This is a genomic window from Alkalibacterium thalassium, from assembly GCF_900101165.1.
In the GTDB taxonomy this organism is placed as follows: Bacteria; Bacillota; Bacilli; order Lactobacillales; family Carnobacteriaceae_A; genus Alkalibacterium; species Alkalibacterium indicireducens.
In genome coordinates, this window is the sequence record NZ_FNFK01000020.1 from 1 (window position 1) to 14302 (window position 14302).

The window sequence follows — 14302 nt, forward strand, 5'->3', positions numbered from 1 at the left end:
GTGGTTATCTCTAGATTAAGGGTCTTCTTTCTTTTTGTCTACTTTAATTTCTTGCCCTACTATTTTACTTTCCGACAACTATTTTACACATAGCTGTTGTGTTTACACTGGGCATGGAGTAAAATTTATCTATTATGTTACATACATTATTGGCTCATTAAGGAAGGAAATGATCTATGCCTATTAGTTTTAAACGATTTTCAGACTGGCCTATTCCCATTAAGATCATCATCAGTTTTGCAGTTGTGATTTTACTGGGATCCGTTGTATTGGCTATGCCATTCAGTCAGCTGGAAAGTTCTCAGGCAACTTATTTTGATCACTTGTTCAGTGCAGTATCTATGGTAGCGGTGACCGGATTGTTCACTGAACCTCTAGCCTATACCTATAATATTTTCGGTCAGTTCGTGGCTCTTTTTCTTATTAAACTGGGAGGACTTGGGCTAATTACAATAGTATCTGCAATCATTCTTCAGTTTGGAAGACGTGTCAGTATCAAAGAAGAAGTAACCTTAAAACAGGCGCTTAATCGCAGCGACATGACAGGATTTAGATTATTTTTAATATCAGTTGTTAAATATACAACTGTTGTAGAACTGACCGGAGCCCTTCTGCTTTCCTTACATTTTATTCCTTTGCTCGGATGGCGAAGAGGCGGATTTACATCCTTATTTCTAGCTGTTTCGGCCTTTAACAACGCTGGTTTTGATAATCTGGGTACTGAAAGTCTTCAAGCATTTGTCGATGTTCCACTCGTCAATATAGTTATTCCTCTGCTGATCATCTTAGGGGGAATCGGTTTTTCAGTATGGTTTGATGTTTCCAGGTATTTCAAGCAATTCCTTTCAGTCCGAAGCTGGATTGATTTCAAGGGCACTTACAGACGCTTGAAGCTTCATACCAGGCTAGTTATTAAGTGGTCTTTCTGGCTGATTGTTTCAGCTATGGTCCTATTCATGTTATCCGAATGGAATAATGCTGGTACTTTAGGTAACCTGAGCTTTTTCGGAAAAATACAAGCAAGTTTCTTTCAAGCAGTGACCTTGCGTACTGCCGGATTTGCTACCCTTGACTACACTCAGTTGCACATATTCACGCTCATATTCTTTACGATCTATATGTTTATTGGTGGATCTCCAGGTGGAACTGCCGGGGGAGCGAAGACATCAACGGTCGCTCTTGTTGTTAAACTGATCAGCTCTGAGATACGCGGGATCGATAATGTGAACTACAAAAAGCGCACCCTTCAAATGGATATTGTTAAACGTGCACTGGTCATAGTTGTTATGTTTGTTCTTCTAAACTTTATTGCCCTGGCTCTCATGACAATCTTTGATGAGCATATTCCACTTCAATACTTGTTCTTCGAATCCGTTTCGGCATTTGGTACTGTCGGTCTTTCGGCAAATCTGACACCTGAACTTTCAAGGTATAGCCAGAGCATCATCATGTTATCAATGTTTGTAGGTCGTCTAGGACCAATCACTATCTTTACTGCCCTAGGCAAGAAAGACAGAAAACAGAAAAATATTACGTACGCAACCGGAAATATCTTAATTGGATAGGAGTTTTATAGAATGATAAAAACAGTAGGTGTCCTGGGACTAGGAGTTTTCGGATCTACTATTGCGAAAGAATTAGGTGAGCAGCACTATGATGTTATCGCCGTAGATAAAGACCTCGTCGATGTCAACAGAGTAGAAGAATACGTAGTACAGGCTGTTCAAGGTAATATTACTGATCTTGAACTTCTCGAAAGCATAGGTCTAAGCAATTGTGATGCCGTAGTCATCGGTACCGGATCGAATTTTGAAGCAAGTGTTCTAGCTGTAATGAACTGTAAAAAATTAGGGATTAAAAAGATTATTGCTAAAGCAAAGAATCGCACGCATATGGAGATTCTTCTTGAAATCGGTGCAGACGAAATCATCCGACCTGAAAAGGAAATTGGCGCTAAAGTCGCTCGTAATATCATGCGCAATAATATTCTGGATGTCATTAATCTGGATGAGGATAATTCAATCATTGAGTTTACTGCTCCAGAAAGATGGATCGGTCGAAGCTTGAAAGATCTGGATCTACGTAAGAAGTATAAAATCAATGTTATAGGCATGAAATCCTCTCCGGACGGTCCATTGTCAATCAATGTTCCACCCGAGCAGAAAATTGAACCTGACAGTTTCATCGTAGCCATCGGTAAGCCTGACACCTTTGAGCACCTGGACTACACAGATCAGCTAAGATAAATAGACAGAAACAGCCTGTATGAAGGAAAGATGTTCATACAGGCTGTTTCTTTATTATTGTAATTAGTTAACTGGTGCCCAGACATTTTCAAGAATATTAGTCTGATCGCGATCCGGTCCGACAGAAAATGTAGAAATACGTACGCCTGTCAGTTCAGACACGCGACGGATGTAGTTCCGTGCATTCTCAGGCAGTTCTTCTAACGTTCTGCATCCAGTGACATCTTCATCCCATCCCGGCAGTTCTTCATAGATCGGCTGACATTCACCCAGCTCTTTAAGACTTGCAGGATAGTGAAGGATCTTCTCTCCATTACGCTCGTATGCTGTACAGATCTTGACAGTTTTCAGTCCTGACAGAACATCGATCGAGTTTAATGAAAGATTGGTGATCCCCGATACGCGTTTTGAATGACGCATGACAACACTGTCAAACCATCCAATACGTCGCGGACGTCCAGTTGTCGTGCCGTATTCATTTCCGACATCTCGGATCTGCTGACCGATCTCATCATGCAGTTCAGTCGGGAACGGGCCGTCTCCGACACGTGATGTATAGGCCTTACATACGCCAACGACTTTTTCGATTTTAGACGGGCCGACACCACTCCCGATTGTCACGCCTCCAGCTACAGGGTTCGAAGACGTAACGAATGGATACGTTCCCTGATCGATATCCAGCATAACTCCTTGTGCACCTTCAAACAGCACTCGTCTGCCGCCATCAAGTGCATCATTAAGGACCACGGATGTATCACAGACATACTGCTTGAACTGCTGTCCGTATGCATAATAGGTTTCAAAAATATCTTCAAAATCAAGGGCTTCTGAACCATAGACATTGGTGAAGAATGAGTTTTTCTCAGCTAGGTTGATTTTCAGACGTTCTCTGAAGATATCCTTGTCCAGCAGATCCGCAATACGGATACCAACTCTGGACGCTTTATCCATGTAGGCAGGACCGATTCCTCTGATTGTTGTTCCGATTTTATCGTCACCTTTGGCATCTTCCTGAAGCTGATCCAGTTTGATGTGATAAGGAAGAATGACGTGTGCGCGGTCGGATACTCTCAAATTATCTGTCGAAATACCTCTGTCATGCAAGTACTTCAATTCTTTAACCAGTGACTTAGGATTGATGACTACACCATTACCGATGACACTGATTTTATCCTGCGCAAAAATACCTGAAGGAATCAGGTGAAGCTTGTATGTGACCCCATCGAACTTAATGGTATGTCCGGCATTGTCTCCTCCCTGATAACGTGCAATGACCTCTGCACTTTCACTCAGGAAATCAGTAATCTTTCCTTTTCCTTCGTCTCCCCATTGTGTCCCTACTACTACGACCGATGTCATTTATCCACCTCTTCTATAATTTTCCAACAAAAAAAGAGAATCCCCCGTTCGTCTATTAAAGTATACAAAGAGACTTTCAGCTCAATTGAATCCTTTTTCAACATAGACGGAGGCATTCTCCTAACATTAATTGATTTAGTTTTAACAACGTTCATTATTTTACCACACATCTGTTAAATGTGAACCCTAAATCGTCAATTAAAGTGTAATTTCGAAATCAAGCTCGTCGTCATCAGCGGTAATCACAGCTGATGACTGATCTAAAGGCTTCTTGACTGGAATCTGAAGAGGGACAGAAAGTACTGTACCCACTAGAATAGCGGAAATGAAAATAGCTAATTTACTGGTCATCGGCATACCGCATACGCCTGATACCCCCGCTGTAGATAGGCCGAAACCCATCATGATCGCCCCACCGATCATATTAGATCCAATGATTCTAAAGGGATATCTGAACGCATAGGGAAGGGTTGATTCTGTGATTCCCACCAAACCTCACAAAATAGAAGTCGGATAAGCCATGATCAGATAAAGCAGCCAGACAAAACTGGTATTAATAAAGTTCTCTTGCTTGAATTGAGAAATAATGGCACTTTGACTTTAGGTAGATACAGGACGAGATAGCCGACGATAAATCCTATAATGATAGCTAGCTTGTCTGAGAGATCATGCAGTCAATGCGATAGTCATACTAGAAAAGACAATGGACGGCAACATGTAGCACAAGCCGGTCATTATTAGTCATAACGATCACCCCACAAATCAAATGTATGATTTATCATAACAATTGTTTTTAAATTTGCGTAAATAATTGTTTCAAAAAAACAGATTCCATTCGGTCTTCTGTTCTAAAGGACCGTTTGAAATCTGTTTGACCTATGATATCTGGTTTTCAGGGTAATAAGACATGGAAGAGAACTTGTTATATTCTTTTATGAACAGCAGCTTGCAGGTTCCCCTGGCTCCCGATCTGTTCTTCTCAAGAATGACTTCAACAACATTATCTTCTGTCTCATCGTCTTCTTCGTCGTCTTCACTTCTATAGTAGTCATCTCTATACAAGAATGCCACGATATCGGCATCCTGCTCAATTGACCCGGATTCTCTCAAATCACTTAAGATTGGACGTTTATCCTGTCTCTGCTCCACACCGCGTGACAGCTGAGACAAGGCAATGACCGGTACTGAGAGTTCTTTGGCCAGTTTTTTCAGCTGACGGGAGATCTCTGATACTTCCTGCTGCCTGCTCTCTTTCCCGCTACCTTCAATCAGCTGCAGGTAGTCAATGACAATAAGGCCAAGATCCCCTTTTTCCTGTTTCAGTCGACGACATTTTGCCCGTATTTCAGCTGTCCTGATTCCAGGGGTATCATCAATATAGATGTTAGCTTTAGATAAGCTACCCATGGCAACGAAGAGTTTCTCGAATTCTTCTTCAGTAAGCTGTCCGGTTCTAAGATTGGAAGCGTTGATCGTTCCTTCAGCACAGAGCATTCGATTGACCAGCTGCTCCGCTCCCATCTCCAGACTGAAGATTGCAACATTTTCATCCGTTTTCGTCCCAATATTCTGAGCTACATTTAAAGCGAAAGCTGTCTTTCCGACACCGGGACGGGCTGCAAGAATGATCAACTCATCCTCATGGAGGCCAGCAGTCATCTGATCAAGCATCTTATACCCGGTAGATATCCCAGTAATGTCATCATCATTCTGAAACAGTTCATCTATATTGTTAATTGTGTCTCTTAAGACTGATTCGATCGAGACGAATCCACTTCGGCTGCGTTTTTCCGATACTTCGAGAATGCTTCTTTCTGCTTCATCAAGAAGATTAGGAACATCATCAGCTTCCTGATACCCCTTCGATGCAATATCAGTTGCTGTCTGGATCAATTTACGCAATATGGAGCGTTCCTCGACGATTTTGGCATAATAGTCCACATTCGCAGCAGTCGGCACCATGCCCGCTATTTCAGCCAAATACGGAGTCCCGCCAACATCCTCAAGCAAGCTCTTCGTTTCTAGACTATTTGCAATAGTCACAACGTCTATTGCTTCATTTTTTTCATTCAAGTCTACCATGACCTGGAAAATAAGCTGATGAGCGCGTCGATAAAAATCAGACGCTTCAACATATTCCATCGCAGGTATTAATGCTTCCGGATCTAATAGTACGGACCCTAAAACAGACTGTTCAGCCTCTATATTCTGTGGAGGTAAGCGATCGCCTATCATTTCCATTCTTCTGGTAGCTCCTTTTCTTAACTTAACTGTTTCTCTATTTTACATCATATTCATAAAATTGTATATAAGGGAACATACGTTTAATATTTAATGTTTCACGTGAAACATTACTGCCAGGTTCCAGATACGTCTTGATTAAAAAAAGATAACCTCAGTCGGGCCATCTTTTAATGGTATCACATGCTTTAGTTTTTTGCTGTTACTCTAACTGTCAACTCAGCAGATACTTTTTTATGAAGTTTAATTTCAACGTGCTGAGTCCCTACAGAACGCATCGGAAGTGACTGATTGATTTTGCGTTTGTCGACCTTTATTCCAAGCTGTTTTTCAAGTTCTTTTGCAATCTGCTTAGTTGTCACTGAACCGAACAGTCGGCCATCATCTGCAGCTTTTTCTTTTATTTCAATCGAGCCGTTTTCAATCGTTTCTTTATCTTTTTCTGCAGCTTCAAGAATTTCCTGTTCTTCTCTTTTCTGAGCTTTCTTCTTCATATTCAGTTCCTGCTTAGCTCCGGAAGTTGCTTCCTTAGCCAGACCTTTCTTCAGCAAAAAGTTATTGGCGTATCCGTCAGATACATTTTTAACTTCACCTTTTTTTCCCGTTCCTTTAACATCTTTTAATAGAATAACTTCCATAGTCAAGTCTCCTTCTCTGTTATTTAATCGAGTTGAGCATTTATAACTTCTTTTAATTCTTCTATTATTTCTGAAACACTTTTTCCGTCAATTTGTGTAGCTGCATTGGACAGATGTCCCCCGCCACCCATTTTTTCCATGATGATCTGTACGTTGATCTTACCTAAGCTTCTTGCACTGATTCCTACCATATCTTCAGAGCGTCTAGTAACGACGAATGCCGCTTCTACTCCTGACATACTCAGCATCGTATCTGCCGTCTGAGCAGAGGTGACAGTTGGGTAAATCGTCTCGTTGTCTCCGCTGGCAATGGCTACTCCATCTCGAACAAACTCAATTGTTTCGATCAACCTGCTTCGCTGCAGGTACTTCTCAGGGTCTTCTTTCAACAGACGCTGAATCATAGTAGAATTTGCTCCTACAGACTGAAGATAACTTGCTGCATCAAACGTTCTGGATCCTGTTCTTAAACTGAAGTTGTTTGTATCAACGACGATTCCGCCCAGCATAGCTGTAGCTTCTATTCGATTGATCGGATCACCGTCTGTTGATACATACTCAAACAATTCAGTGATCAGTTCAGCTGTTGATGAAGCATATGGTTCAATATAGACAAGAAGTGGATTCTCTGTAAATTCTTCTCCTCTTCTGTGATGATCGATAACCATATTCTTCTTAGTTTTCTTAAGCAGGTTCGGTGCAATTGAGAGCACAGGTTTATGATGATCGACCAGTACGACCAGATCATTGGGACCTATCCGCTTCTCGGCATCGGCAGGAGAAATGATGTTCTTCTTCACCTGCTCGTGTTTCTGAATCTCGCTCATCAGTTTGGCTACATCATCACTTAAGTCATCCTGATCTACTACGACGTATACCGTTTTCTTAAGCATCATTGCTATCCTAGCAACGCCCAACGAAGATCCTATAGCGTCTAGGTCGGGATTCTTGTGTCCCATGACGAATATCTGTTCACTATCGTTCATCAGTTTCTGCATGGCCTGACTGATCATGCGCGACCGGACACGGGTCCGTTTTTCCATAGGATTTGTCTTGCCCCCATAGTATCTGGGTTCTTCATCTACAGCTTTCACTATTGCCTGATCTCCACCTCGGCCTAAAGCCAAATCAAGATTACTTTGCGCAAGGTCTGCCAGCTTGTCAAAGGTAGCATCCCCGTAGGAAAGTCCCAAGCTGATTGTTAACGGCAAGTTCCTTTTGGATGTGCGATCTCGGATATTATCAATAATATTGAACTTCTCTTTTTCAAGACGTTCCAGTTCTTTTCTGTTCAGTAAGAGGAAGTAACGATCTGAAGATATCCGCTTATAGAATATTCCGTGCTGCCTGCCCCAGTTTGAGAAATATGTGGTCAGCATGCTGTCGAATCCAGATACGCCTCTGTCATCAAGCCCTTGAGTAATTTCGTCATAGTTATCGAGAAATAACCAGCCGACAACTGGACGGGCATCTTCATACTTTTCCTTAATCGTGGCATATTCAGTAATATCCATAAGATAAATCGCATGGATGTCTTTCTGAACAGTAACCTGGTAGATTTTATTTTCCCATTCAATCAGATTATTGTGGTTCGATGAATCGCTGTAACAGTCGAATAATTCTTCATGGATCTCTTCAAGTGTCTCACCCAGAACATTATCAGTCTTTGCCAACTGTGTCTGCATATAGGGGTTCAACCACTCGACCTGATTCTTTTCATTCAATAAAAGGATTCCAATAGGCATCTTAATCAGAGCTTCCTGCTCACCACGCTTAATTCGGTAAGAAAGATTCTTGATGTATTCATTGAGCTCTTTTATATAGATATTCCCTATACGCCAGAAAACTATTAGAGTAATAACAAAGAGAACCAACATGATTGCTCCAAGCCACAGATACGCGATAAAACTCAGCAGCGTCATAATCAATTGTATGGCAAGGGCAAAAAATATAATCAGACGTAATGACGGGTCTTTCAGAAACTTTGGAAGACTGTCTTCCTTCAATTTATTGTTCATAGTTTCTCCTTTTAGCCCATTTTCCTTTATTCTATCATCTTTCGCCCATCTATTCTATATATGATAAGCATTTGGCGAGAATGTGTTTCACGTGAAACATCTTATGCCAACGAAAAGAATGAGAAAAGAAAGAGCTGCAACAGTTATTACACTGTCACAGCTCGATAATATTAATTTAGTTTAATCTTCAGTAACAAATGGCAACAAGCCCATGATACGAGCACGTTTAATTGCTTTTGTTAATTTACGTTGGTTTTTTGCATAAGTTCCAGTTACACGACGTGGTAAAATTTTACCTCTGTCTGAAATGAAACGTTTAAGCAAGTCCACATCTTTATAATCGATATATTCGATGTGATTCGCTGCAAAGAAATCTACCTTACGGCGTTTTCTTCCGCCTCTGCGTCCAGCCATGTTATAATCCTCCTTTTATCTTGAATCAAAATGGTAAATCGTCATCTGAGATATCGATGGAATCATTGTTACTTTCAAATGGATCCTCATCGAAGTTAGCATAATTGTTCTGATTATTATTTCTTGGAGCCTGATTCTGGTTGTTTTGTTGAGAATAATTACCGCTGTTGTTGTTTGAATAATTTGATGAATTGGAGTATCCACCACCATTTGATGACCCATCATTCTGCGCACGTTTCTCAGTGACAGATTTCGGTTCAAGCATCTGGAAATTCTCACAAACGATCTCTGTTACATAGACTTTTCTTCCTTCGTTGTTCGTATAATTACGAGTCTGGATACGACCAGTCACGCCTACTAACGAACCCTTACGGGTAAAGTTAGAAATTGTTTCTGCTGTCTTTCTCCAGGCAACACAGTTTACAAAGTCCGTCTCGCGTTCTCCTTGAGCATTTGTGAATGGACGCTCTACTGCTACGGAAAAAGTTGCTACTGCAATCCCGCTTCCAGTATAACGTAATTCTGCATCTCTGGTTAATCTTCCCACTAAAACGACATTATTAATCAATCAAAGGTCTCCTTTCATCAAAAGGCAATCATAATTTATTGTTTCACGTGAAACAATTAGTCTTCCAGACGTACGATCATATGACGAAGAATATCGTCATTGATACGAGCTAGGCGCTCAAATTCGTTGATTGCAGCTGCATCATTGGACTGTAGGTTTACCAGACGGTAAGTCCCTTCACGGTATCCTTTGATTTCATATGCAAAACGACGTTTCGCCCAGTCTTTTGATTCAGTAACTTCAGCACCGTTATCTTTAAGAATAGTTTCGAAACGCTCAACTAGAGCTTTCTTTCCATCTTCATCAAGATCAGGACGGATAATATACAATAATTCGTACTTAGCTGTTTGACTCATCTTTGACTGTCACCTCCTTATGGTCTTTGGCCCTTTCATTTGAAAGAGCAAGGAGAGTATTCATTTAAGAGTACTCACTCCGAAATATTATAGCATACAGCGACTTACAAAGCAAGTCCTTATTGAGGTTTAATGTAAGTATCTACTGTATCTACTGCCTTTATCACTCCTAACCTATTTCTCTTTTAAATATAATGAAAAGTTAATCCTATATTGTGATAAATTTAGTAAACTATATCTAAATCGCTTACAAAAAATGCAATGGAGGAATTAAGTTGATAACATTTTTATTGGGTATTACTGTACTTATATTAGGTTATATTTTTTATGGTAAATTTATTGAGAAAAGTTTCGGAATTGAGCACAAGCGTACCACTCCTGCCTTCGAACTCGCAGATGGTAATGACTATGTCGTTATGGGCACAAAGAAAAATGCTCTTATTCAGCTGCTTAACATTGCAGGTACAGGACCTATTTTTGGACCTATTATGGGGGCTTTATACGGTCCGGCAGCATTTTTATGGATCATTTTCGGCAATATATTTGCCGGCGCCGTCCACGATTTCATGCTTGGAATGATCTCACTTCGTAATGAAGGGGCTCACTTACCCGAACTGGCTGGACGGTATCTTGGAAAAATGATGAAGCACGTCGTTAATGCCTTTGCCGCTTTACTTCTTCTCTTAGTCGGAACAGTATTCGTGACATCACCGGCGAACCTTTTAGCTAATCTGACACCTGGATGGATGGGAGCCGGACTTTTAACTCTAGTTATATTTGGTTATTATATTTTATCAACTCTCCTGCCCATTGATAAACTAATCGGAAAAATTTATCCGTTCTTTGGTGCTCTACTTATTATCAGTACCTTTGCGATTTTTATTTCAATACTTGGTAGGGGAGAATCTATTCCCAACTTGACTATGACTACGCTGAGAAATACACACCCTAGTGGGGTGAGTCTATTCCCTGGTATTTTCTTTACGATTTCATGTGGGGCTATGTCAGGCTTCCATGCTACTCAAACTCCAATCATATCCCGTACACTCGATAGTGAATCAGATGCCCGCTTCGTCTTTTACGGCATGATGACTATGGAGGGTATTATCGCTATGATCTGGGCAGCCGCTGCTATGGCTTTCTACCAAGCTCCTGTTTTAAGTGGAGTCATTGCAGAAGGTACAGCTTCTCTAGCGGTTGAACAGATTGCTCGTCATTATTTGGGGGCTGTCGGTGGTACATTTGCAATACTTGGTGTAATAGTCCTACCGATTACTTCTGGAGATACAGCATTTAGAAGTCTGCGAATGATTATTGCCGATTACTTGAACATCTCTCAAAAAGAAATTACCAAACGTTTAATGATTACTATCCCAATTTTTATCTTATCAATCATGCTGACATTTATGGACTTTAACATCTTATGGCGTTACTTTAACTGGGCTAATCAAGCGACAGCTGCAATAGCTTTGCTTGTTTCGACTCGTTATCTCTTCCTGAAGGGTAAAAACTATCTGGTTACTCTTGTTCCAGCTTCATTCATGCTCTACGCTGTAACTGTCTATATCCTCAATGAGCAAATCGGATTAGGACTAAACTACACCCTTTCATTGATTATTGGTCTGATTATTACCATAGGACTACTCGGTCTCTTCTGGTTCTCTGGACTTAAACAAAAAGGGCAATTGGACTCTACTCATGTTCTTTTAAACGATCATCTTTCTATTCAGGAAGTACGCGCAGCAAGAGAACGAGTGTAACTCAGTCGACTAAAATAACGAGCTAATTTAACATCAGGCAGCTGCTTTACTTAAGCAGTTGCCTATTTTTCTGCTCATTGACTTATCTAGATATTGATTCTTTGCTCCTATACTGCTGTATCTAAAAAAACGCACCCTGGATTCAGGATGCGTCATAAGTCTATTTAACTGCTTAGCTTTCTTCAGACGATTCTTGATCAGATACTTCTTCGCCGTTATCTTCCTCATTAAGTGGTTCGTCCACTTCTATTTCGTCTTCCACTTCAACTTTAGCTAATGTTGAGACGTAATTACCTTCTTCAAGCCTCATCAGGCGCACCCCTTGAGTAGCCCGTCCGGTTTTGGAGATGTTTTTCGCATGGAATCGGATCACTACACCACTTGTGGTGATGAGCATGATATCTTCTTCTCCAGACACTGTCTTCAAGCCGATCAGCGGCCCATTTTTCTCCGTGATGTTGGCTGTCTTGACGCCTTTTCCTCCACGTCCGCGAATCGCGTATTCTGAAGCTTCAGTACGTTTTCCATAACCATTCTCAGTAATGACCAGAACTTCAGACTCAGGACCCAGTATATCTGTCCCCACTACATAGTCATCTTCTCTCAAACGGATCCCCCTGACACCAGACGCCGCTCGTCCCATGCTTCGGACTTCATCCTCATGGAAACTGACAGCATAGCCCTGTCTCGTTCCAATAATGATGTGGTCGTCGCCGTGAGTAACCAATACGTTGATCAGTTCATCGTCATCTTTAAGAACGATAGCCTTCAGTCCGCTCGTACGGATATTTTCGAAGTCAGAAAATGCTGTACGCTTGACCGTTCCTTGACGAGTAGTAAAGAAAAGCTGATCTTTTTCATCTGTTTCGCCTCGAGTATTAATGATGGCCTGGATCTTCTCATCATTTTCGATTCCGAGGAAGTTGATTGCAGGAATCCCTTTAGCTGTGCGTCCATATTCAGGGACTTCATAACCTTTTGCTTTGTAGACTTTACCGGTATTGGTAAAGAACAGTAGAAGATCATGAGTCGAGCAGGTCAGAAGAGTCTCAACGAAGTCATCCGTATTCGTACCCATTCCTTTAACGCCACGTCCACCACGGTTCTGAGCTTTGAATTCAGAGATCGGCATACGCTTCATGTAGCCGTTATGAGACAATGTGACTGCTATTTCTTCTTCTTCGATCAGGTCTTCATCCTCAATACTCAATGCTTCACCTATAAGAAGTTCTGTTCGTCGATCGTCGCCGTGCTTCTCTGCGATTTCTTCAAGTTCAGTCGCAATGATTTCGTGGACCCGTTCCGGTCTGGCAAGAATATCTTTCAAGTCTTCGATCGTTGCAAGAAGATCCTGATATTCGCCTTCGATTTTTTCGCGTTCCAGACCAGTCAGACGAACCATTCTCATATCAAGAATGGCTTGTGACTGACGATCACTCAGACCGAATCGCTCCATCATAGCCTGTTTCGCTGCATCACCTGTCTGTGATCCTCTGATGATCGATATGATTTCATCTATATGGTCAAGAGCAATACGCAAGCCTTCCAGAATGTGAGCTCGGGCTTCCGCTTTTTTCTTGTCAAATTCAGTACGTCGTCTAATGACGACTCGCTGGTGCTTGAGGTACTCGGTCAGAATCTCTTTTAATCCAAGTGTCTTAGGAATACCGTCAACGATTGCCAGCATATTAAACCCGAAAGATGTCTGCAGAGGCGTCATTTTATATAAATTATTCAGTATGACACTCGCTGATACATCTCTTCTGACATCGATAACGATACGCATGCCGTCTCTGTCGGATTCATCATTAAGATCAGTAATACCTTCAATTCGCTTATCTCTAGCCAGATCGGCAATACGCTCGACCAGCTTGGCTTTGTTTACCAGGTAGGGTATTTCGTCTACGATAATGCGTTCTTTTCCATTGGGCTGAACTTCGATACGTGCTTTCGCGCGTATTTTGATCGATCCTCGTCCGGTTTCATAAGCTTTTCTTATCCCAGACTTGCCCATGACCATGGCGCCTGTCGGGAAGTCCGGCCCTGGCAGTACATCCATCAAATCGGCAATGGTCGCTTCTTCGTTCTCCATCAGTACACGGCAGGCCGCGATAACTTCTCGCAGATTATGTGGAGGAATATTCGTCGCCATACCGACTGCAATACCGGAAGCCCCGTTGACTAACAGGTTCGGGAATCGCGCAGGTAGAACATTCGGTTCTCTCTCTGAGCCATCATAGTTGTCGTGATAATCCACTGTATCTTTGTTGATGTCCCGAAGCATTTCCATAGCGATCTTACTCATTCTTGCTTCTGTATAACGCATAGCTGCCGCGCTGTCTCCATCGACGGAACCAAAGTTTCCGTGTCCATCGATCAGAGGGTTACGGAAACTGAAGTCCTGCGACATACGGACCATTGATTCATAGATGGCAGAATCCCCGTGCGGGTGGTATTTACCCATAACGTCTCCGACGATACGAGCTGATTTCTTGTAAGCTTTGTCAGGCGTCATGCCCAGTTCATTCATGCCGTACAGAATACGGCGGTGTACAGGTTTCAATCCATCACGTACATCCGGCAGGGCACGTGACACGATCACGCTCATTGCATAATCGAGAAACGACTTTCTCATTTCACTCGATAGATTGATTTTATCCATTCGTGCTTCTCTTTCTTCAGCCAAGTCTTTCTTCCTCCTT

General features: G+C 41.8%; 12 protein-coding genes. 3 read left to right on the forward strand and 9 right to left on the reverse strand.

Annotated features, from left to right (window positions below; translation table 11 throughout):
- The first annotated feature begins 176 nt into the window (after window positions 1-176).
- Together BLR76_RS05880 and BLR76_RS05885 are read left to right on the forward strand one after the other, a co-directional pair.
- On the forward strand, window positions 177-1565 hold the full coding sequence (locus BLR76_RS05880; RefSeq protein WP_091266686.1) for a TrkH family potassium uptake protein: 1389 nt from the start codon (window positions 177-179) through the stop codon (window positions 1563-1565).
- 12 nt (window positions 1566-1577) lie between these two features.
- A complete protein-coding gene (locus BLR76_RS05885) occupies window positions 1578-2246 on the forward strand; it encodes a potassium channel family protein (RefSeq protein ID WP_091266690.1) in 669 nt (222 codons plus the stop codon).
- A 63-nt stretch (window positions 2247-2309) separates the two neighbouring features.
- Here BLR76_RS05885 and BLR76_RS05890 read toward each other — a convergent pair whose 3' ends face one another.
- The 8 genes from BLR76_RS05890 to rpsF form a co-directional block, all read right to left on the reverse strand.
- Window positions 2310-3605: an adenylosuccinate synthase gene (locus tag BLR76_RS05890; protein WP_091266693.1), complete on the reverse strand. Its 1296-nt coding sequence runs from the start codon at window positions 3603-3605 to the stop codon at window positions 2310-2312.
- A gap of 198 nt (window positions 3606-3803) precedes the next feature.
- On the reverse strand, window positions 3804-4094 hold the full coding sequence (locus tag BLR76_RS05895) for a hypothetical protein (protein ID WP_091266696.1): 291 nt from the start codon (window positions 4092-4094) through the stop codon (window positions 3804-3806).
- 387 nt (window positions 4095-4481) lie between these two features.
- Window positions 4482-5846, reverse strand: a complete 1365-nt coding sequence (dnaB, locus tag BLR76_RS05900; protein ID WP_091266698.1) for a replicative DNA helicase — start codon at window positions 5844-5846, stop codon at window positions 4482-4484.
- A 188-nt stretch (window positions 5847-6034) separates the two neighbouring features.
- Window positions 6035-6484, reverse strand: a complete 450-nt coding sequence (gene rplI / locus BLR76_RS05905; RefSeq protein ID WP_091266700.1) for a 50S ribosomal protein L9 — start codon at window positions 6482-6484, stop codon at window positions 6035-6037.
- A gap of 23 nt (window positions 6485-6507) precedes the next feature.
- Entirely contained in the window at window positions 6508-8502 is a 1995-nt protein-coding gene (locus tag BLR76_RS05910; protein ID WP_091266703.1) for a DHH family phosphoesterase, read from the reverse strand.
- Between the two features lie 180 nt (window positions 8503-8682).
- Window positions 8683-8916, reverse strand: coding sequence for a 30S ribosomal protein S18 (gene rpsR, locus BLR76_RS05915; RefSeq protein ID WP_091266708.1), 234 nt, complete (start codon window positions 8914-8916; stop codon window positions 8683-8685).
- 25 nt (window positions 8917-8941) lie between these two features.
- Window positions 8942-9484: a single-stranded DNA-binding protein gene (gene ssb, locus BLR76_RS05920; RefSeq protein WP_091266712.1), complete on the reverse strand. Its 543-nt coding sequence runs from the start codon at window positions 9482-9484 to the stop codon at window positions 8942-8944.
- Between the two features lie 56 nt (window positions 9485-9540).
- Entirely contained in the window at window positions 9541-9840 is a 300-nt protein-coding gene (rpsF, locus tag BLR76_RS05925) for a 30S ribosomal protein S6 (protein WP_091266714.1), read from the reverse strand.
- 275 nt (window positions 9841-10115) lie between these two features.
- On the opposite strand from rpsF, the gene BLR76_RS05930 reads away from it, so the two are divergent.
- Complete coding sequence (locus BLR76_RS05930; RefSeq protein ID WP_091266717.1) at window positions 10116-11600, forward strand: carbon starvation CstA family protein; 1485 nt, start codon at window positions 10116-10118, stop codon at window positions 11598-11600.
- A 172-nt stretch (window positions 11601-11772) separates the two neighbouring features.
- Here BLR76_RS05930 and gyrA read toward each other — a convergent pair whose 3' ends face one another.
- Window positions 11773-14262, reverse strand: a complete 2490-nt coding sequence (gene gyrA, locus BLR76_RS05935) for a DNA gyrase subunit A (RefSeq protein ID WP_176759629.1) — start codon at window positions 14260-14262, stop codon at window positions 11773-11775.
- Between the last annotated feature and the right edge of the window lie 40 nt (window positions 14263-14302).